The organism is Kitasatospora sp. NPDC036934 (genome assembly GCF_055608425.1).
Window position 1 is genome coordinate 1 of sequence record NZ_JBVJQR010000011.1, and the last position, 20079, is coordinate 20079.

A 20079-nucleotide genomic window follows, 5' to 3' on the forward strand; every position below is an offset into this window, starting at 1 on the left:
CCACCGCCACACCCAAGGACTCCCCGCCACCAGCCTCGCCTGGGGACTCTGGACCGACACCAGCACCATGACCAACACCCTCACCGAAACCGACCACCAACGCCTCAACACCACCGGACTCACCCCCCTCACCACCCCCACCGCCCTCACCCTCTTCGACACCACCCTCCACACCCCCCACCCCCACCTCCTCCTCACCCCCACCGACCGAAACGCCCTACGCCGCCACGCACGCAACGGCACGCTGCCGCCGCTCTTCGACCGGCTGGTCCCCGCCCCGGCCCGGCAGGCGGCGGCATCCGCCGGCAGCGCGGCGCTGGCCGAACGCCTCAGCGGCCTGGACGAGAACAAGCGGGGACAGGTCCTGCTCGACCTGGTGCGCACGCACGTCGCGACGGTACTGGGCCACGAATCGGCCGCCGCCATCGTGCCGGGCCAGGCACTCAAGGACCTCGGCTTCGACTCGCTCACCGCCGTGAGCCTGCGCAACCAGTTGTCCGCCGCGACGGGCCTCCGGCTGCCGACCACGCTGGTCTTCGACCACCCCAGCGCGGCGGCCATCGCGAGCCATCTCGGCGAGCAGTTCGACAACGGCGGTGCGGGTCGGCAGGCGCCGGTCCAGGCGGAACTGGAGCGTCTCGAAGCAGCCGTGGCCGCCACGGACCTGGACGACGCGGGCCGGGACCGACTCGGCGCCCGGCTGCAGGCCCTGCTGCTACGGGTCACCGAGACGCGGGGGGCGGCAACGGCCGCCGCGGACGGCGACGATCTCGCGTCGGTGACCGACAACGAACTCTTCGACGTCCTCGACCAGGAGCTCGGGCTGGCAGGGCTGGAGGACCGATGACCGGAGGACCTGCCCAGATGGACGCGGTGAAGGAACAGAAGGTCGTCGACTACCTCAGGTGGACGACCGCGGAGCTGCAGGACACCCGGCGGCGGCTCGCCGAGGTCGAGGCCGCCCAGCGCGAACCGATCGCCATCGTGGCGATGGGCTGCCGCTACCCCGGCGGAGTGCGGTCGCCCGAGGACCTGTGGCAGCTGGTGGCGGACGGCGTCGACGCGGTCTCGTCCTTCCCGCGCGACCGCGGCTGGGACCTCGACGCCCTCTACGACCCGGACCCGGAGAAGGCCGGCACCTGCTACACCCAGGAGGGCGGGTTCCTCTACGACGCCGCCGACTTCGACCCCGAGTTCTTCGGAATCAGCCCCCGCGAGGCGATGGCCGTCGACCCGCAACAGCGCCTCCTCCTCGAAACCGCCTGGGAGACCCTGGAGAACGCCGGGATCGACCCCGCCACCCTGCGCGGCAGCCGGACCGGTGTCTTCGCCGGCGTCCTGTACGACGACTACGCCGCCCGCCTGATGGAGCGGACGCCGGAGGGCTTCGAGGGCTTCCTCGGGACCGGGAGCGCGAGCAGCGTGGCGTCCGGGCGGATCGCGTACACCCTCGGTCTGGAGGGCCCGGCCGTCACGGTGGACACGGCGTGCTCCTCCTCCCTGGTCGCCCTGCACCTGGCGGCCCGGGCGCTGCGCGCCGGGGACTGCGAGCTGGCGCTGGCGGGCGGGGTGACCGTGATGGCGACGCCCGGCGTCTTCGTGGACTTCAGCCGCCAGCGCGGCCTGTCACCGGACGGGCGCTGCAAGTCGTTCGCGGCCGGTGCCGACGGCACGGGCTGGGGCGAGGGCGTCGGGCTGCTGCTGCTGGAGCGCCTCTCCGACGCCCGCCGCAACGGGCACCCGGTCCTCGCCGTGGTGCGCGGCTCCGCCGTCAACCAGGACGGCGCCTCCAACGGGCTCACCGCGCCCAACGGCCCCGCCCAGCAGCGGGTGATCCGCCAGGCCCTCGCCGACGCGCGGCTGGGCCCGTCGGACGTGGACGTGGTGGAGGGGCACGGCACCGGCACCGTCCTGGGCGACCCGATCGAGGCGCAGGCCCTGCTGGCCACCTACGGGCAGGACCGGCCCGCCGAACGGCCGCTCTGGCTCGGCTCGGTGAAGTCCAACATCGGCCACACCCAGGGCGCCGCCGGCGTCGCCGGGGTGATCAAGATGGTGCAGGCCATCCGGCACGGGGTGCTGCCCAGGACCCTGCACGCCGCCGAGCCGAGCCCGCACGTGGACTGGACGGCCGGCAGCGTCGCGCTGCTGGCCGAGGCCCGCCCCTGGCCGCACGAGCACCGGCCGCACCGCGCCGCCGTCTCCTCCTTCGGGGTCAGCGGCACCAACGCGCACGTCATCGTGGAGGAGGCGCCCGGCCCCGCCGACGTGACGCCGGAGGGCGCCTCGGCGAACGGCACTTCGGCGAACGCCGCCTCGTCGAACGGCACTCCGCTGGACGGCACTTCGCCGAACGGCACTCCGGTGCACGGCACTTCGCCGAACGGCACTCCGGTGCACGGCACTTCGATGCAGGGCACGGCACCGGACGACGCCGCGGCCCGGCCGGTCCCGCTGGTGCTGTCGGCCCGGAACGAACCGGCGCTGCGCGATGCCGCCCGCGAGCTGGCCGCCCGACTCGCCGCCGACCCGGCGCCGCGCCCCGTGGACGTGGCGTTCTCGCTCGCCACCACCCGCACCGCCATGGCGCAGCGCGCGGTGGTCGTCGGCACGGACCGGGCCGAACTGACCCGCGGCCTGGACGCGTTGGCCCGGGGCGACCTGCTGCCCGGCAACGTGGTGGTGGGCCGCGCCGAGCCCGGGCCGGGCGGGCTCGGCTACCTGTTCACCGGCCAGGGCAGCCAGCGCGCCGGGATGGGACGGGCCCTCGCCGCGGCCCACCCGGTGTTCGCCGACGCCCTGGACGAGGTGTGCGCCGAGCTGGACCGGCACCTCGACCGCCCGTTGCGCCCGCTGCTCTTCGGCGCCAAGGACCACCCGGACGCCGCGCTGCTGCACCGGACGCAGTACGCGCAGCCGGCGATCTTCGCCGTGGAGACGGCGCTGTTCCGGCTGCTCGGGCACTGGGGGCTGCGGCCCGACTTCCTGTTGGGCCACTCGGTCGGCGAGCTGGCCGCCGCGCACGTGGCCGGGGTCCTCGGCCTGTCCGACGCGGCCGGGCTGGTCGCCGCACGGGCGCGCGCCATGCAGCGGGCCCGGCCGGACGGCGCGATGGTCGCCGTCGAGGCGGCGGAGGAGGAGGTGCTCGCCACCCTGGTCGGCCGCGAGGCCCAGGTGTCGGTGGCGGCCGTCAACGGGCCGTCGGCGACGGTGGTCTCCGGGGACGAGGAGGCGGTCCTGGAGGTCGCCGCCCACTGGCGCGCCGAGGGCCGACGGGTCCGGCGGCTCGCTGTCAGCCACGCCTTCCACTCCCCGCACATGGACGGTGTCCTGGCCGAGTTCGGGGAGGCCCTGGCCAGGGTGGCGTTCGCCGAGCCGACCATCCCGCTCGTCTCCAACGTCACCGGCGGGCTCGCGGATCCGGCCGAACTACGCTCCACCGGCTACTGGTTGGGGCACGCCCGGCAGCCGGTCCGGTTCGCCGACGGCATCCGCACGCTGCGCGCGGCCGGGGTGACCTGCTTCGTCGAACTCGGGCCGGACGCGGTGCTGACCGCACTGGCGCGCGAGTGCCTGCGCGACCGGGGGGACGGCAGGCCGGCGGACACCGCCGGGACGAGCGGCGGGCCGACGGCCGGTGGGCAGTCGAGCGGCGGGCTTGCGGGCGGCGGCCGGACGCCCACGCTGGTGCCCGTGCTGAGCGCCCGCCGGCCCGAGCCGCAGACCGCGCTGACGGCGCTGGCCGCGGTCCACGTGACGGGCCGCCCGGTCGACTGGGCGACCCTTCTCGCCGGCACGGGAGCCGCGCGCGTCCCGCTACCGACCTACCCGTTCCAGCGCAGGAGCTACTGGCTCAATCCCGTCGCCGACCCGGCCGGGCCAGGCTCCGGGCCGGGGCAGCGATCCCTGGAGTCCCGGTTCTGGGCGGCCGTCGACGAGCAGGACGCCGAGTCGCTCGGCCGGTCCCTGCGGCTGTCGGATGCCCAACTCGCTTCACTGGCCGATGTCCTGCCCCTGCTGGCCGTCCATCGGCGGCGCGCCGGGTGGCATCACCGGACGCTCTGGCAGCCCGTCGCGGAGGGCCCGGCGGCGGCCGCCCGGCGGCTGCTCCTGCTGGTGCCCGACGGTCCGGACGACGACGGCCCGGCGGCCCGGCTGGCCGCCGTGCTCGGCGACGCCGCCGACCGCCTCGTGGTGCCCGCCACGTTCGGGAGCACCGGGGCTGCCGTGGACGCCGACGGCCTCACCGCACTGGTAGGCGCCGGACTCGCCGGACGCCCGGAGGGGACGCCCGGCGCGGTCGTGTCGCTGCTCGCCTTCGCACCGGAGCCCGGCCGGGGCCTGGCGCTGACCGCCGCCCTGCCGCAGGCGCTGGACCGGGCCGGGGTGGACGCTCCGCTGTGGGTGCTGACCACCGGCGCGGTCACGGTCGGCCGGCTCGACCCGCCGGTCTCACCGGACCACGCCGCGGTCCGGGGCCTCGGCGAGGCCCTCGTCGGCGCGCACCCGCACCGTACGATCGGCCTGCTCGACCTGGAGGTGCCGCCGGCACGACCCGAACCGCATGCCCCGGCCGCCCCGCACCGCCCGGACGAGGGAGGATCCGACCGGTCCGCACCGCCGCGGCTGGCCGGCCTGCTCTCCGCTCCTCCGGCCGACCCGCGCCTCGCACTGCGCGGCCCCGGGCTCTTCGCCCGGCGGCTGGCCCGGGTCGCCCCGCCCGAGGACGGCCGCGACCTCCCCCGGTGGCCGGAGGGACCGGTCCTGGTCACCGGAGCCGATCCGGTGCTCGGCGGCCACGCCGTCCGCTGGCTCGCCGAGCACGGCGCCACCCGGTTGGTCCTGGCCGGCCCGGCGGATCCTGCGGCCGGCGCCGCCGGGCCGGCCGATCTCATCGGGACGGCGGAGGCGTCGGGCGCCGAGGTGACGGTGGCGCACTGCCCGGCCGACGACCGCGAGGCGCTCGCCCGGGTGGTCGCGCAGTGGCCGCCCACGGCCGTGGTGCACCTCGCCCACGCCGGCGGCGCCTCCCCGTGGGCGGCGGTCGACGCCGCGCTCGCGGTCGACGACGCGACCGCGCACCTCGACCTGGCGGCGTTCGTGGTGTGCTCCTCGGGGCCGGGCGCGCTCGCCGCCCCCGGCGAGGACGGGCCGGCCCCCGTGCACGCCGCCCTGGCGGCGGTGGCCCGACGACGGCGGGAACGCGGGGGGCGCGCACTGTCCCTCGCGTTCGGACCGCTCGCCGCCGACGCCCCCGGCACCATCGACGCCCCCGATCCCTCCTCCCCGGCCGGCCTCCGGCCGCTGCCGGCGGCGCTCGCCGTCGAGGCGCTCGGCTACGCCGTGCGGCCCGGTGCCGGGGACGTGACGGTGGCCGACCTGGACCGGAGGGCCGAGCCCTGGCCCGGGTCCGACCCGCTCTTCGCCGGCCTGCCCGGCTTCGCCTCCGCCGCGGCCGCACCCGGCTCCGCCGTCGGCTCCCCGGCCCCGGCCGTGGATCCGGCGCTGTCGGCCCGGCTCGCCGCCGCGGACCCCGCCGAACGCGCCGCGATCGTGCTGGAGCTGGTCCGCGCCAAGGCGGCGGAGGTCCTGGGCATCGACGCCGCCGAGGGCGTCGGCCCGGACGCCGATCTGCCCACCCTGGGCCTGTCGTCCCTGGCCGCCCTCGACCTGAGTGCCCAGATGCGCGCCGCAGGACTGGACGTGACACCGCAACAGGTCTTCGACAACCCGACACCCGCCAAGCTCGCCGCGTCCGCGTACCCGGCCCGCTAGAAACCCCGGAGGACACCTCCATGCACCACGACATCGTCATCGCCGGCGCCGGACCGGTCGGGCTCATGCTCGCGTGCGAGCTGCGGCTGGCCGGCGCGGAGGTCGTCGTCCTCGACGGCCGTCCCGGTCCCGAGGCCCACTCGCCGGGCGTGGCCGTCAATCCCGGAGTCATCGAACTCCTGGAGATGCGCGGGCTGATGGAGGCCTGCCGCCCGGACGGCTTCGAGTTCCCGATGGCCCACTTCGCGCACATCTGGCTGGACCCGTCCGCGCTCGCCGACCGCTACCCGTACAACTTCTCGCTGCCGCACGGCAGGCTGGTCCACCACCTGGTGGAGCGGGCGCGGGCGCTGGGCGCGGACCTGCGGTTCGGGCACCGGGTGGTCGGCGTCGAGCAGGACGAGCACCTGGTCGAGACGCGGGTCGAGGGCCCGGCGGGCGGGCAGACCCTGCGCAGCCGCCACCTGGTCGGCTGCGACGGGGTGGACAGCGTGGTGCGCCGGGCGGCCGATATCGCGTTCCCGGGCGACGAAGAGCCCTTCCACGGCACGGTCTCCGACTTCTCGGTGACGTCGGACAGCATCCTGCTCCAGCACCTGGGCGCCCGCGAGTACCCGGCGGGACTGCTGGCGGTCAGCCCGCTGGGGCCGGACACGGTCCGGGTGCTGACGGCCGAGTTCGGCGTGCAGCCGCCCGGCGGGGACGACGCGCCGGGACTGACGGAGGTCCAGGGCGCGGTGAGCCGCCTCGCGGGCATCGCGTTCGCCGGTGAGCCGCCGCTCTGGTCGGCCCGCTGGTCCCATGCGACCCGGCTCGCCGAGCGGTACCGTGCCGGGCGGGTGTTCCTCGCGGGGGACGCCGCGCACCGGCACTTCCCACTCGGCGGGCAGGCGCTCAGTACCGGCCTGGACGACGCGGTGAACCTGGGCTGGAAGCTCGCGGCGGACCTCGCCGGCCGGGCGCCGGACGGCCTGCTCGACAGCTACCACGACGAACGGCACCCGGTGGGGGCCCGGGCCTGTCTGACGACCCGTGCGCAGGCGGCGCTGCTGCACCCGCTGACGCCGTTGCGGGAGGTCTTCGCCGAGCTCATCCGTTTCCCGGACGTCAACGAGTACCTGGTCACCATGGTCGGCGGCACCGACACCCGCTATCCGCTGGGGCAGGCCGGAGCGAACGCCGATCCGCTGCTCGGCCGCCGACTGCCGGGGGTGGCGGCGTCCGCGCGGGCGGTGCCGGGGCTGGCGGCGGCCTGGGAGGCCGGCCATGCGGTACTGCTCGACCTCCGCGACGGAAGCGACGGAAGCGACGGAAGCGGCGCCGCCAGCACCGGTACCGGCAGCGACCTGGCCGGTGAACTCGCGGGCCGGGAGGGCCTGGTGGACCTCGTCACGGCGAAGCCACTGCCCGGCGTGGACGCCGAGGCGGTACTGCTGCGGCCGGACGGCCGGGTCGCCTGGACGCTACGGGCGGAGGGGGACTCCACGGGCCTCGCCGCCGCCCTCACCGCCCTGTTCGGCGAGCCCGCCGCTTCCTAGTCCCGGTCCGGCCGGCCCAGGAAAGCACCACCGGAAGCACCACCGGGAACCAGCACCGAGAAGCACCACCGAAGAGCACCCGGACCGAGCCCCGGGCCGAGCCGCACCGGCGCCGGCCCGTCGGCCCTTAGGACCGATTAAGCGCCACGGCACAGCATGACGGTGGCAGGCGAAAGGACGAACATGGACGTGTACGTGCACTCCGCCGGGACGGTGCTGCCCGGCGCGCCGGTGGACATCCCGGCCCTGGCCCGACGGTTCAAACTGCCCCAGGTCTGGGAGCAGTGGGTCGACACCTTCATCGGCACCCCCCTCCGGCACTACTCGGTGGACCTGGACTCCGGCGAGGTCCGCTTCTCGCTGGCCGATCTCGCGGTGACCGCGGCGCAGCGCGCGCTGACGGCCGCCGGGATCACGGCGGCCGAGGTCGACCTGGTCGTGATGGGCACCTCCTCGCCGGACATGCTGATGCCGGCCACGGTCAACGTGGTCGCCGACCGGCTGGGCATCGACGGGGTGCCCGGCTACCAGCTCCAGTCGGGGTGCGCGGGCGCGGTGCAGGCCCTCGACGTGGCCCGGCACATGCTGGGTTCGGGGGCGTTCCGCACCGCGCTGGTGATCGGCGCCGACTCCTGCGCCAAGCACTTCGACCTGACGTTGGACGTCAGCGCGCTGCCGCCCGGCGAGCAGGTCAACGGTGTGCTGTTCGGGGACGGCGCCGGGGCGGCGGTGCTGAGCACGGAGCCGTCGGCGGAGCCGGTCGCGCTGCGCTGGACGCAGGTGCGGTGCGTGGGCCGGAACCGGCCGCCGGGGCAGACCCTGGACTGGTTCGGCGCGGCGGACCGGCACCTCGACCGGCCCGCGGCGGTCGAGGACTACCAGGCGGTCCGCGATTCCGTTCCCCCGCTGGCGGTGGCCACCCTCGACGAGGTGCTCTCGGAACTCGGCTGGGACCGGGACGAGTTGGACTACATCCTGCCGCCGCAGCTGTCCGGCCGGATGACCGCCGAGATCCATGCCCGGCTGGACGTGCCGGACGCCCGGGAGGTCAGCTGCATCCGCGAGACCGGCAACACCGGCAACGCGCTGCCGTTCTTCCAGCTGGAGCGGCTGCTGCCGCGCATGATCGCCGGTGACCGGGCGGTCGGGGTGGCGATCGAGTCGAGCAAGTGGATCAAGGCCGGGTACGCCCTGGAGAGGGTCGAGCGATGACCTCCGCCCCCGTCGCCCCCTCGGCCCGCGCGGTGGCCGAGCTGCACGCGGCCGGCCGGCTCGCCGACGACTACCCGCGGGTCCGCGGGCTGCTCGCGGACCTGCCGGACGCCGAACTGGCCAGGGCGGGCCAGGTGTTGGCCCGGCTCGACCCCGACGAGGTGCTGCGCGCGCACCCGTCCGCCCCGGTGGTCGGGGTCGCGGTCACCGGGCACCGCACGCTGGGCACCCTGGTCCCCCCGCTGACCGCGGAACTGGCCCGCCACGGCCTGCTGGCACGAACGCACCTGTCCGCTTTCGACGGATGGGTCTTCGACCTCGGCGACCCCGGCAGCGGCCTGTACGCGGCGCGGCCGGACGTCGTGCTGTGCGTGCTGGACCCGGAGGTGGTCTTCGACGAGGTGCCGCTGCCGTGGACGGCCGCGGACGTCGAACGGGTCCTGGACGAGAAGGTCGCGCTGGTGCGCGGCCTGGCGGCCGCGTTCGGCCGCCGGGGCGCCGGCACCCTGGTGCTCAACACGCTGCCGCTGCCGAGGCGCTTCACCGCACAGCTGGTCGACTACCGCTCCCGGGCCCGGTTGGGCGCCGCCTGGCGCACCGCCAACGCCCGGCTGCTGGCGCTGGGTGAGGAACTCCCCTCGGTGGTCACCCTGGACCTGGACCCGCTGCTCGCCGAGGGGATCCCCGCGGAGGACGCCCGGCTGGGCCGCTACGCCGGGGTCGGCCTGTCGCCGGCCCTGCTGGCCCGGTACGCCCGCGAGGTCGGGCACCTGGCGCGGCACCTCACCGGGCGGACCCGGAAGGCGCTGGTGTGCGACCTGGACGGGACGCTGTGGGGCGGGGTGCTCGGGGACGACGGCGCGGAGGGCGTGGAACTGGGCGAGACCCCCCGGGGGGAGGCGTTCGCCGCGTTCCAGCGGGTGGTCCGGCAGCTCGGCTCGCAGGGCGTCCTGCTGGCGGTGGCGAGCAAGAACGATCCGGAGCCGGTCGCCGCGGCGCTGCGCGACCACCCGGGCATGGTCCTGCGGCCGGACGACTTCGTCCGGGTCGCGGCGAACTGGCGGCCGAAGCCGGAGAACCTCGCCGAGCTGGCGAAGGCCCTCAACATCGGTGTGGACTCCTTCGTCTTCGTCGACGACAGCGCCTTCGAGTGCGGGATGGTCCGGCACGCGCTGCCCGACGTCGCGGTGGTCCGGCTGGACGAGGAGCCCGCCCGGCACGTCGAACGCCTGCTGTCCGACGGCTGGTTCGACACCCGCGAGCTGAACGCGGACGACCGCGCCCGGTCCGCACGCTACCGGGAGGAGCTGGACCGGCAGAGCTTCCTGGCCTCGTTCGACTCCGTCGCCGACTACCTGCGCGGGCTCGGGGTGCGGGTGCGGTTCGCGCCCGTGACGGAGGCCGAGGTGGCCCGGGCCTCGCAGCTCACGCTGCGGACCAACCAGTTCAACATGACGGGCCGGCGACTCCAGCCGCCCGAGGTGCGGGCCGCCGCGGACGGCGCCGGGAGCCGGGTGCTCGCCATCCGCTCCGCGGACCGGTTCGGCGACAACGGCATGGTCGGCGTGGTCCTCACCCGGGCCGAGGCCGGCGTCGTGCACATCGACAACTTCGTGCTCAGCTGCCGGGTGTTCTCCCGGGGCATCGAGACGGCCTGTCTGAGTGCCGTGCTGGCGGACGCGAAGGCCGCCGGGGCGCACGCGGTGGAGGCCGTGTTCCGACCGGGCCCGAAGAACGCCGGAGCGCGGGACTTCTACCCGGAGCACGGCTTCACCCGGGCCGGCGAGGCGGACGGCGGTGGCGTGGTCTACCGCCACGACCTGTCCGCCATCGCGGCGCCGCCCGCGCACATCGAGTTCACCGAGTCCCAGGAGGAGAGCAGTTGACGACCATCGAGGACTTCATGGTGCTGGTCCGCGACGAGATCGGGCTGCCGCTCGGGCCCGAGGACGCGGGCCTGCCGCTCGACCGGCTCCCGGGCTGGGACTCGGTGCACCTGCTGACCCTGCTGACCGCCCTGGAGCGGGAGACCGGGCGGCCGGTCTCGCTGCCGGACGTCCTGGCGGCGGGCAGCCTGCGGGAGATCCACCGCGTGGCGGTGGGCGCATGAGCGCCGGGTCGTCCGTGCCGGTCGGGCCGGTCGCCAGGGAGCGGCGCCCCACCCTGTACTTCCTCCGGGAGATCCGGTCGTTCGCGCCGGTGCACCTCGACACCGAGGTCGACATGACCCGGGTCGGGGCGCTCCGGGCGGCCGCGCTCGCCGAGGGCCGCCGCTCGTCGTGGCTGAGCTACGTGCTGTTCGCGGCGGGGCGCGCCCTCGCGGCCCACCCGGCGGCCAACGCCGCGATCGCCGGCCGGGTGCGGCCCAAGGTGGCCCGGTTCGCGTCGGTGAACGGCAAGTTCACGATGGACCACACCACGAACGGGCAGCGGGTGGTGCTGTCGGCGGTCGTCCCCGACCTGCAGACGGCGGGCCTGGAGGAGATCCAGCGGCAGGTCGACCACTACACGGGCGGCGACGCCGAACAGCTGCCGGAGTTCGCCGGCGCCCGACTGCTGCGCCGCCTCCCGTGGGTGCTCGGCGAGGCGGCGTACCGCTCGCGGGTCCGCCCGCTGCGCGGCCGGGCCGCCGCCGTCGGCACCGTCGCGGTGACCTCGCTGTCCCACCGCGCGGTGGACGGGTTCCACTCGGTCGGCGGGACCACGGTCACGATCGGCCTCGGGCGGATCACCGATCGGCCCGTGGTGCGCGACGGCGCGGTGACGGTGGCGCCCGTGATGCGGCTGAACCTCACCTTCGACCACCGGGTGATCGACGGCGCGGAGGCCGCCGACCTGCTGACCGACCTCAAGCGCCTGCTGGAGGAGTTCGAGGACGAGCCGCCCCGGGACGGCGGCACCAACGACGTCGGCGAGTTGAAGCAGTTCGTGCTGGCGCACACCCGGGGGCAGAAGGTCGCGGACCACGAGCAGGTGCTGGCCCGGATCCGCGACGACGCGGACGGCGAGGGCTCGTGGGCCGCCGAGTGGACCCGCTCGGCCAAGCGGCTGGAGCTCGAAGGCCGGCTGCTGGACGCGTGCCGCCACTACTCGATGGCCCGGTTCCCGTTCGTGGACGGGGCCGCACGCCGCCGGGCGCTGGACGAGACGGTGCGGACCTTCGACGAGTGGCGCCGGAAGGACCCGGACATCGAGCGGTTGGAGGTGGAACTGCCGAACGGGCGGGTCGCCGCCTGGGCGACCGGGATGTCCGACGGCGTCCGGCGGCCGCTGCTGATCGTCAGCGGCGGCATCGTCACCGTCAAGGAGCAGTGGGGGCCCACGCTGGCCGCGATCCGGCGCCTGGGCATGGCCGGCATCGTCACCGAGATGCCCGGCGTCGGCGAGAACACCCTGCCCTACGACCGGGACGCCTGGCGGATGCTGCCCGGGCTGCTCGACCACGTGGCCGACCGGGCCGACGTGGCCGACTCGTACGCGCTGGCCCTGAGCTTCAGCGGCCACCTGGCGCTGCGCGCCGCGATGGACGACCGCCGGATCAGGGCGGTGTTGACGGCCGGGGCGCCGGTCAACGGCTTCTTCACCGACCGGGACTGGCAGGCCACCCTGCCGCGGATCACCGTGGACACCCTGGCGCACCTGATGGACCGCAAGCCCGACGCCGCGCTCGACGAGTCGCGGGAGTGGGCGCTGCGGCCCGAGCAGCTCGCCGCGCTGGACATCCCGGTCCGCTACGTCGCCTGCGCGCGCGACGAGATCATCCCGGGCTCGGACGTGGCCCTGCTCCGCACCCACGTGCGGGACTTCCGCAGCCTGGTCCACGACGACGTGCACGGCGCGCCCGCGCACTCGGTGGAGACGCAGCTGTGGCTGATCCGGTCGCTGCTGGGGATCCGCGGCGGGAACGTCCCCGCGGCGCTGACCATCGGCCTGCTCTACCGGTTGGCCCGGCTGCGCGGCGGCGCGGCGCGCTGACGAATCCGGGCCGGGCCGCCGGGACCCCGGCTCGGGGTCCCGGCGGTCGGTGCCGCTATGCGGTGGGCGCGGGGAGCGCGGGGGCGATCCGTTCCAGGGTGGACCGGATCGCCTCCGACAGCGGGACGTTCTGCGGTTCGTCGACCCAGAACTCGATCGCGACCCGGACCGCGTTGACCACCATGGTGGCCAGCAGCCGCGGGTAGACGTCGGCGTGCGGGTCGACGCCGAGCCGCTCGGCGATCCCGGCGGCGAGGGCGGCCTCCCGGGCGGCGTGCGCCTTGAGGTACTCGCCGCCGAGCGGCGAGGTCGCGACGGCCAGCCGCACCTTGGTGACGAGGTCGCGGTCCACGTTGTCGCCGGCCAGGAAGGCGGCGAGCATGGCGTTGACGACCGCTTCGAGCAGCGGTTCGTCGGCCGGCCGGTCCCGCAGGTGCTCGCGGATCGCCGCCGACCGGTCGAGGTCGACCGCGTACAGGGCCTCGTTCTTGCTGCGGAAGTAGTTGCCGAACGAGCGGGTGGACATGCCGGCCCTGGCCGCGATGTCCTCGACCCGGACGTTCTCCCAGCCCCGTTCGACCGCCAGGCCGAGCGAGACCTCGCTGAGCGCGCGGCGGACGGCGGCCACCTTGCTGTCCCGAACCGTTGGCGTCACGGCCCCAGCGTCGCACGCGGGTTCCGGCCGGGCAAGTTCCGACACCGCAGGGAATTGCCGAGTCGGCAAGAAGTGCCGGGCCGGGCCCGGGCCGCCGGGGCCGCCTCCGAGCGCTTTCAGGGCCTCTTTAGGCGGGTCGGATGGACTGGGCCCGTCCGGCCGCACAGACCCCCGGGAGTCCATATGCGCGTCCTGTTCACCCCGCTCCCCGTCGGGAGCCACCTCTACCACCAGGTGTCGCTGGCGTGGGCTTTCCGCGCCGCCGGGCACGAGGTGCGGGTCGCCTCGCAGGCGTCCCTCACCACGACGACCCTCAGCACCGGACTGACCCCGGTCGAGGTGGGCGACGACTACGACTTCATGGCCAGCATGTCGGCCATGCCCGAGGCCCACCGGATCTCGGCGGCCGCCCTGATGGTGCTGTCCGAGGACGAGCGGCGCGCGATGGGACAGCGGCGGTCCGGCCCCCTGGTCGAGCTGAACAAGCGGCTGGCGCCGGACCTGCTGCGGTTCGCCGAGCAGTGGCGGCCCGACCTGCTGGTCACCGACCCGACGCTGTTCGCCTCGTCGCTGGCCAGCGCCGTCCTCGGCATCCCGGTCGTCCGGAACATCTGGGGCCCCGACATCCTCTACGGCCACCCGTTGCAGGGGCAGCCCAACACCGGCTCCGAGCGCGAGCAGTGGCACCCCGAGCTGGTCGAGCTGTTCGACCGGTTCGGGGCGGAGGTCCGCAACGACTACGTCACGCAGACCCTCGACCCCTGGCCGGCCAGCCTGCGCACCTTCGGGCCGGCCAAGCCGATGCCCCGCCGCTACGTGGCCTACAACGGCGCGGGCACGGCACCGGACTGGGTGCTCACGCGCACCGGCCGGCCGCGGGTCTGCGTCACCTGGGGGACGACCACCAGCGCGCTCGGCGGCCGCAGCACCGTCCTCCCGCGCGTCGTCGACGCGCTCGCCGGGCTCGACGTCGAACTCGTGGTCACGGTCAGCAGCATCGACCGGCAGAGCCTCGGGCACCTGCCGGACAACGTGCGGGTCGTCGAGAACCTGCCGCTCCACCTGCTGATGCCCAGCTGCGACGCCATCGTCAACCAGGGCGGCACCGGCTCGGTGCTCACGGCCGCCGCGGCCGGGGTCCCGCAGGTGCTCGTGCCGGAGAACTCCGAGACACCGACCAACTCCATCAGCTTCACCGCCAGTGGCGCGTCCGTCCTGCTGGAGCCGGCCGACCTCACCGCCGAGACCGTCACCGCCGCGGTGACGACCGTGCTGACCGACGAGGCGGTCCGGACCTCGGCCGACCGGATCCGCGAGGAGATCGCCGCCATGCCGTCGCCCGCCTCGGTGGTCTCCTCCATCGAGGCCCTGGTCGCCGCCTGACCGCGGGGCACCGGTGCGCGGTCCGCCTGGCAGCACCCCAACGGGCGGACCCCACCCGCTCCGCGCCGCCCCCCTCTCATCCGTGACACCAGTGACGCCCGCGACGCCCCAGGAGGGCACCTTGCGCATCCTCTTTCTGCCGGTCGCCGCGACGACCACACCGCTGTTCCACATGGTCCCGCTGGCCTGGGCGTTCCGGGCGGCCGGCCACGAGGTGCGGATCGCCGCCCTGCCGGACCTCACCCCGGCCGTCACCGGCGTCGGCCTGCCCGCCGTCGAGGTCGGGCACGGCTACGAGCTGATGGACGGCGTGATCCGTTCGCGCGGCGGCCACCGGGTGATCGAGGCCCCGGCGAAGGACTGGGACCGGACCGGGCTGGCCGCCCCGGGCGGCCCGCACGGCGGACCGCCCGCCCCCGGCGACCCGGAGGCCGCCCGGCTGGCCGCGCTCCGCAACGCCACCATGGCCCCGCTCGTCGAGGCCGCCGTCCGGATGGCACCCGACCTGCTGCGGTTCGCCGAGCGCTGGCGGCCGGACCTGGTGGTGGCCGACACGATGGTGTTCGCCGCGCCGCTGGTCGCCTCGGTCCTCGGGGTCCCGCTGGTCCGCCAGACCTGGGGGCCGGACGTCATGCGGGTGATCAGCCAGCCGCTGCAGGGCCTGCCCGGCGCGGGGGACGAAGTCCGCCCGTTCTGGCCCACCGGGCTCCCCGAACTGTTCGACCGGTACGGGGCGGAGGTCCGCAACGACTACCCGGTCCGCACCGTCGACCCGTGGCCCACCAGCCTCCAGCTGCCGGGCATCCCCGGGCGGCTGCCGATGCGGTTCGTCCCCTACAACGGCTCGGCGGCCGCACCGGACTGGGTGCTCGACCGCCCCGAGCGCCCCCGGATCTGCGTCACCTGGGGCACCTCCACCTCCGCGCTGGCCGGCGACGAGGCGTTCGTCCTGCCGCAGGTGGTGGCCGGGCTCGCCGACCTGGACGTGGAGGTCACGCTGGCGATCAGCGCCGGCGACCGGGCCAAGATCGGGCCGCTGCCCGGCAACGCCCGGATCGCCGAGAACGTGCCGCTCCACCTGTTCCTCCCGAGCTGCACCGCCATCGTCAACCAGGGTGGGACGAGTTCGCTGCTCACGGCGGCCCTGCACGGCCTGCCGCAGGTGATGATGCCGCAGACGGCCGACAACCCGTTCAACGCGGCCAACTTCGCCGCCGGCGGCGCGAGCATCACCCTGGACCCGACCGAGGCGGGCCCGGCGGAGATCGGGGCGGCCGTCGGCCGAGTGCTCACCGAGGACTCCTTCCGGGCGTCGGCACGGAAGGTGCGCGAGGAGATCATGAGCGCGCCGACGCCAGCCGAGATCGTCCACTCCCTCGTGGCGCTGGTCTGACCGCCGAACGCGCCGAACGCGAAACACCCGAGCACCCGAGCACCCGGTACGACCGAGGGGCCCGGCACCGAAGCCCCGGACGAGGGGCCCTGGTGCCGGGCCCCTCGTCCGGGGCGGGTGGCCGCCGGAGCGTCAGCAGCCGATGCTCTGCTCGAAGGAGAAGAACCCGTGCGGGTCGTAGGCGTTCTTCGCCGCCACCAGCCGCGGATAGTTCTCGGCGTAGTACGACTGGCGCCAGTCCGGCAGCGCGGGGTCGATGTAGTTCTGGTAGGTCTCGTGCGCGGAGTACCGGTCGGTGACGGCGAAGCCGTGGTCGATCCACGCCCGGGCGGCCGCCTGCTCCTCGTCGGTGGCCTTGTCGGGCGCCACCACGGTCGCCCAGTCCACCGAGAACCGGGCGTCGCGGTGGACGTAGGCGGTCGCGGTCCGGGAGATGTCGGCGGAGACCCCGCCCAGCGCGAAGACGTGCACCATCCGGGCGTGGCCGGCCCGGCGGTCGGCCTCGAAGGCCCCGAGCACATCGGTCACCCCGGTGACCGGCAGGTTGTCCCGGAACAGCCGTGACCGGCTCAGCTGGAACCCGGTGCGGGGCAGGTCCGCCTGCGGGTTGTTGCCGACCCGGTGGCACTGGGCGACCGAACTGGTCGAGCACTTGAACCAGGACATCATGCCGCCGCGGAAGCCCAGGTCCTGCACGTTCCGGTAGGGCGGCGTGTGGCCGATCGCCGCGGCCAGCGCGTTCAGGTGCGGCGTGAGCTCCTCGGGCGAGCCGAGGAAGGTTCCGTCGGTGAGCAGGAACGGCGCGGCGCCCGGGGAGGCGTCGAGCAGGCCGAGCAGGCAGCGGGCGCCGATCGCGTGGGGGGCCGAGTCGGCCAGCCAGCGCTGCCAGCCGTCCAGCACGTCCGCGGCGATGTCCCAGGGCCACGCGAGCGTGTAGTTGACCATCCGCGGGACGGTGGTGTGGCGCCGCTCGTAGCGGGTGACGATGCCGAAGTTGCCGCCCCCGCCTCCGCGCAGCGCCCAGAACAGGTCGGGCTGCTCCTCTTCGGAGGCGGTCACCACCTTCCCGTCGGCGAGCACGACCTGCGCCGACACCAGCGAGTCGGCCCCGAGGCCGAGTGCCCGGGTCTGCCAGCCGATGCCGCCGCCCTGGAGGTATCCGCCCATGGCCACGGTCGGACAGATCCCGCCCGCGAGTGCCACGCCGTTGGCGGAGGCCTGGTCGACGACGTCCACCAGCTGGGCGCCGGGGCCCAGGACGGCGTTCTGCGGGCCGACCAGGATGCCGTTGAGTTGCGACACGTCGATGATCAGGCCGGTGGTGGTCGAGTAGCCGCCGTAGCTGTGCCCGCCGCTGCGCGGGACGGCCGGTATGCCGTGGTGGTGGGCGAAGGACAGGCAGGTCCGGACGTCCTCGACGTCCGCGCAGTAGGCGATGCCGGCCGGGTTCACGGCGTCGAACGCCATGAAGTTCAGCTGCTTGGCGAGCGCGTAGCCGGGGTCCTGCGGCCGGACCAGGCGGCCCTTCAGCCGGTTCCCCAGCCGGCTCCAGTCGGTCGCCTCGGCCCGGCTGGCCGGGGCGGCGCCCATCGAGCCGAGGCCCGCCGCGGCCAGCGCCACCGCGCCGCCCTTCAGCAGTGATCTACGAGTGGGCACGCGTTCATCTCCTTGGTCGTCGTTCAGCTTGGTCGTCGTTCGGCTTCGTCATCGTTCGGCTTCCGTCGTTCGGCTTCCGTCGTTCAGCGCCGGGCCGTGTGCGCGGCCAGCCGCTCGGTCATCAGGTCCACGATCGGCTGCCGGTGCTCGGCCGGGAAGAAGTGGCCGCCGGGGTAGACGTGCAGGTCGAAGTCGGCCGTCGTGTGCCGTTCCCAGGCGCGGACGTCGTCCAGCGAGGTCTTGGGGTCGGCGTCGCCGGCGAGGGCGGTGATCGGGCAGCCCAACGCCACCTCGCCGACGGGCCGGTAGGACTCGGCGGCCTTGTAGTCGGCCCGGATCGCCGGCAGCGCCGCGCGCATCAGCTCGTCGTCGGCCAGGACGCGGCTGTCGGTGCCGCTGAGCCGGGCCACCTCGGCGAGGAGCCGGTCGTCGTCGAAGGTGTGCACCAGCTCGCCGCCCGCCCGGGAGGGCGCGCGGCGCCCGGAGGCGAACAGCCGCACCAGGGACGCCCCCGGGGCGGCTTCGATCCGGCGCGCCAGCTCGAACCCGAGGGTGGCGCCCATGCTGTGGCCGAACAGCGCCACCGGCCGGTCGAGGAACGGGCGCAGCGCGGCGAAGGCGGCGTCGGCGAGGGCCCCGATGTCGTCGATGCAGGGTTCCTGCCGGCGGTCCTGGCGGCCGGGGTACTGCGCCGCCAGGACGTCCGCACGCTCCCCGACCGCCTGGGCGAACGGGAAGAAGTAGCTGGCCGAGCCGCCCGCGTGCGGCAGGCAGACCAGCCGCACCGGCGCCTCCCGGGCCTCCGGGACGTACCGCCGGAACCAGCGGGCACCCTCGTCCGAGACCGTCGTCATCGGTTCCCCTCCTGTCTCTGCGGCCGTCTCCGCGGCCGTCCCGTCCACCGGCCCGCGGAGTGCCCGGCGCTCCCCTCCGCCATCACCGGAATGATCGTACGACCTTCCTACCAAAGCGAGTTGAGGCAGGCGAGCAGGGTCCGCGCCTGGACGTTGACGCAGTTGCGGTGCTGCACCCAGGTCAACAGTTGACGGACCGTCATCCAGCGGAAGTCGGGGTGGGGCTCCATGGCCTCCGGCAGGTCGTCGCAGTCGACGACCAGGTAGCGGCACTCGGCGTGGTAGAAGCGGCCGCCCTCCTCGGAGAGCACGACGTCGTAGCGGACGTTGTCGGTCGCGCCGACCACGTAGTCGTAGAAGCGGGGCCGCCGCTCCGGCGGAGCGTCCGCGTAACTGGCGGGGCTGCACTGGACGGTGGGGCCGAGCTCCACGACGTCCAGGAAGCCGGGTTCGACCGCGGCGCGCATCAGGACGTGCAGGACCCCGTCGATCCGGCGGGTCAGGAAGGCGACGACACCGACGTCGACGGGGGCCAGCAGGGGCTGGTGCCACGCGTCGACCTCGCGCTGGCCGCGCACCGAGACGCCGATGATGCGGAAGTGCTTGCCCTGCCGGTGCGCGATGTCACCGTCCGACACCCGCCAGTCCCGCAGCTCGGTCAGTTCGACCGGTCCGACCGCGAGATCGGTGTCGACCCGCACGTCGTTGAGCCAGCCGGAGATCTCGGCGTCGGTGTGGCGGCCGTCGGTGTCGGCGGCCCGCAGGGAGCGCCACAGGTCGGCGGCGAACTCCGGGTCGGGCGCGCCCGCCGACGGGCCGCCCGCCTGCTCGCCCACCCGGTCACCGGCCGGCCCGCCCGGACCGTCCGGCGGTCCGTACGGGGCGATCGGCAGGCAGGCGAGGACCGTCCGGGAGTCCATGTTGACCAGGTTCGGCACGGCCAGCAGCCGTCGGATCTGACCGTACGTCAGCCAGCGGAAGTTGTCCCTGACTTCGACCTCGTCGGTGGTCTCCACGACCATGTTGCGGTTGCGCTTGCCCAGGAACCAGGCACCCTGCTCGGACTGGAGCACATCGGCGAGCACCCGGCCCCGGCCGGCCCGCAGGAAGTGGTCCAGGTACGGGATGGCCGCTCCGCCGTGCACCTTGGTGTAGTTGCTCCGGGTGGCCTGCACGGTCGGCGACAACTGGAGCTGTCGGCGGTTTCCCGGCTCGATCTTGGCCTGCACCAGGAAGTGCAGGACGCCCCCGAACTCCTTGGCCAGCAAGCCGAGTATGCCGACCTCGGGCTGGTGGATGAGCGGCTGCTGCCAGGCCTGCCGGTCGGGCCCGGCCGACGTGACGTCCGCCCCCTGGATGCTGAAGAACTTCCCGCTGTCGTGGACGAGCGAGGCCTTGCCCTCGGTGAAGTGCCAGCCCTTGAGCTCGGCCAGTGGGACCCGCTCGACCGTCATCCGGTCGGTCCGCTCGCGCTCGCCGAGCCAGGCCGCGAACTCCTCGTTCGTCGTCAGCACACCCTCGGTGGCCAGCCCCGACCGCGTGACGCGCGGACCGTCGGGCAGGACCTCGGCCGACGCGGACGGCCGACTGAGAATTTCGCTCATTATTCACCCCTCTACAGAAGCGCCGGCACATATT

General features: G+C 74.8%; 12 protein-coding genes and 1 pseudogene. 9 read left to right on the forward strand and 4 right to left on the reverse strand.

Going from position 1 to position 20079, the window contains the following annotated elements:
* The 7 genes and pseudogenes from ACZ7BZ_RS18040 to ACZ7BZ_RS18070 form a co-directional block, all read left to right on the forward strand.
* Nucleotides 1-847: acyl carrier protein (locus tag ACZ7BZ_RS18040; RefSeq protein WP_470359151.1), on the forward strand; the 847-nt coding region annotated here is incomplete at its 5' end.
* Between the two features lie 65 nt (nt 848-912).
* A pseudogene (locus ACZ7BZ_RS18045) lies at nt 913-5775 on the forward strand (type I polyketide synthase); the annotation flags it as partial.
* Between the two features lie 20 nt (nt 5776-5795).
* The gene (locus tag ACZ7BZ_RS18050; protein WP_470359152.1) at nt 5796-7313 is read left to right on the forward strand and encodes an FAD-dependent monooxygenase; all 1518 of its coding nucleotides are present in this window, start codon (nt 5796-5798) and stop codon (nt 7311-7313) included.
* Nucleotides 7314-7496: 183 nt separating this feature from the next.
* On the forward strand, nt 7497-8525 hold the full coding sequence (locus ACZ7BZ_RS18055) for a 3-oxoacyl-ACP synthase III family protein (RefSeq protein WP_380461394.1): 1029 nt from the start codon (nt 7497-7499) through the stop codon (nt 8523-8525).
* Entirely contained in the window at nt 8522-10411 is a 1890-nt protein-coding gene (locus ACZ7BZ_RS18060) for an HAD-IIIC family phosphatase (RefSeq protein ID WP_380461393.1), read from the forward strand. The genes ACZ7BZ_RS18055 and ACZ7BZ_RS18060 overlap by 4 nt, the downstream gene beginning before the upstream one ends.
* A complete protein-coding gene (locus ACZ7BZ_RS18065) occupies nt 10408-10635 on the forward strand; it encodes an acyl carrier protein (protein WP_380461392.1) in 228 nt (75 codons plus the stop codon). Before ACZ7BZ_RS18060 ends, ACZ7BZ_RS18065 begins: the two co-directional genes overlap by 4 nt.
* The gene (locus ACZ7BZ_RS18070) at nt 10632-12500 is read left to right on the forward strand and encodes a 2-oxo acid dehydrogenase subunit E2 (RefSeq protein ID WP_470359153.1); all 1869 of its coding nucleotides are present in this window, start codon (nt 10632-10634) and stop codon (nt 12498-12500) included. The genes ACZ7BZ_RS18065 and ACZ7BZ_RS18070 overlap by 4 nt, the downstream gene beginning before the upstream one ends.
* A 55-nt stretch (nt 12501-12555) precedes the next feature.
* Here the strand turns inward: ACZ7BZ_RS18070 and ACZ7BZ_RS18075 are convergent, their stop codons facing one another.
* Nucleotides 12556-13155: a TetR/AcrR family transcriptional regulator gene (locus ACZ7BZ_RS18075; protein ID WP_380461390.1), complete on the reverse strand. Its 600-nt coding sequence runs from the start codon at nt 13153-13155 to the stop codon at nt 12556-12558.
* Between the two features lie 183 nt (nt 13156-13338).
* Between ACZ7BZ_RS18075 and ACZ7BZ_RS18080 the strand changes: the two genes are divergently transcribed.
* A complete protein-coding gene (locus tag ACZ7BZ_RS18080; protein ID WP_470359154.1) occupies nt 13339-14538 on the forward strand; it encodes a nucleotide disphospho-sugar-binding domain-containing protein in 1200 nt (399 codons plus the stop codon).
* A gap of 121 nt (nt 14539-14659) precedes the next feature.
* Nucleotides 14660-15931 (forward strand): nucleotide disphospho-sugar-binding domain-containing protein, encoded by a 1272-nt coding sequence (locus tag ACZ7BZ_RS18085; protein WP_470359155.1) that lies wholly within the window; start codon nt 14660-14662, stop codon nt 15929-15931.
* A 132-nt stretch (nt 15932-16063) separates the two neighbouring features.
* Here the strand turns inward: ACZ7BZ_RS18085 and ACZ7BZ_RS18090 are convergent, their stop codons facing one another.
* The 3 genes from ACZ7BZ_RS18090 to ACZ7BZ_RS18100 form a co-directional block, all read right to left on the reverse strand.
* A complete protein-coding gene (locus ACZ7BZ_RS18090) occupies nt 16064-17587 on the reverse strand; it encodes an FAD-binding oxidoreductase (protein WP_470359156.1) in 1524 nt (507 codons plus the stop codon).
* Between the two features lie 83 nt (nt 17588-17670).
* Nucleotides 17671-18441 carry a thioesterase II family protein gene (locus ACZ7BZ_RS18095; RefSeq protein ID WP_380461386.1) on the reverse strand — a complete coding sequence of 257 codons (771 nt, stop codon included), beginning with the start codon at nt 18439-18441 and terminating at the stop codon, nt 17671-17673.
* A 107-nt stretch (nt 18442-18548) separates the two neighbouring features.
* Nucleotides 18549-20045 (reverse strand): NDP-hexose 2,3-dehydratase family protein, encoded by a 1497-nt coding sequence (locus tag ACZ7BZ_RS18100; RefSeq protein WP_470359157.1) that lies wholly within the window; start codon nt 20043-20045, stop codon nt 18549-18551.
* Nucleotides 20046-20079 lie beyond the last annotated feature (34 nt).

What these genes read in the sequence shown, in the direction of transcription:
- ACZ7BZ_RS18050 (WP_470359152.1), top strand. Translation starts at nt 5,796, where the DNA reads ATGCACCACGACATCGTCATCGCCGGCGCCGGACCGGTCGGGCTCATG.
- ACZ7BZ_RS18080 (WP_470359154.1), top strand. Translation starts at nt 13,339, where the DNA reads ATGCGCGTCCTGTTCACCCCGCTCCCCGTCGGGAGCCACCTCTACCAC.
- ACZ7BZ_RS18060 (WP_380461393.1), top strand. Translation starts at nt 8,522, where the DNA reads ATGACCTCCGCCCCCGTCGCCCCCTCGGCCCGCGCGGTGGCCGAGCTG.
- ACZ7BZ_RS18095 (WP_380461386.1), bottom strand. Translation starts at nt 18,441, where the DNA reads ATGACGACGGTCTCGGACGAGGGTGCCCGCTGGTTCCGGCGGTACGTC.
- ACZ7BZ_RS18055 (WP_380461394.1), top strand. Translation starts at nt 7,497, where the DNA reads ATGGACGTGTACGTGCACTCCGCCGGGACGGTGCTGCCCGGCGCGCCG.
- ACZ7BZ_RS18070 (WP_470359153.1), top strand. Translation starts at nt 10,632, where the DNA reads ATGAGCGCCGGGTCGTCCGTGCCGGTCGGGCCGGTCGCCAGGGAGCGG.
- ACZ7BZ_RS18100 (WP_470359157.1), bottom strand. Translation starts at nt 20,045, where the DNA reads ATGAGCGAAATTCTCAGTCGGCCGTCCGCGTCGGCCGAGGTCCTGCCC.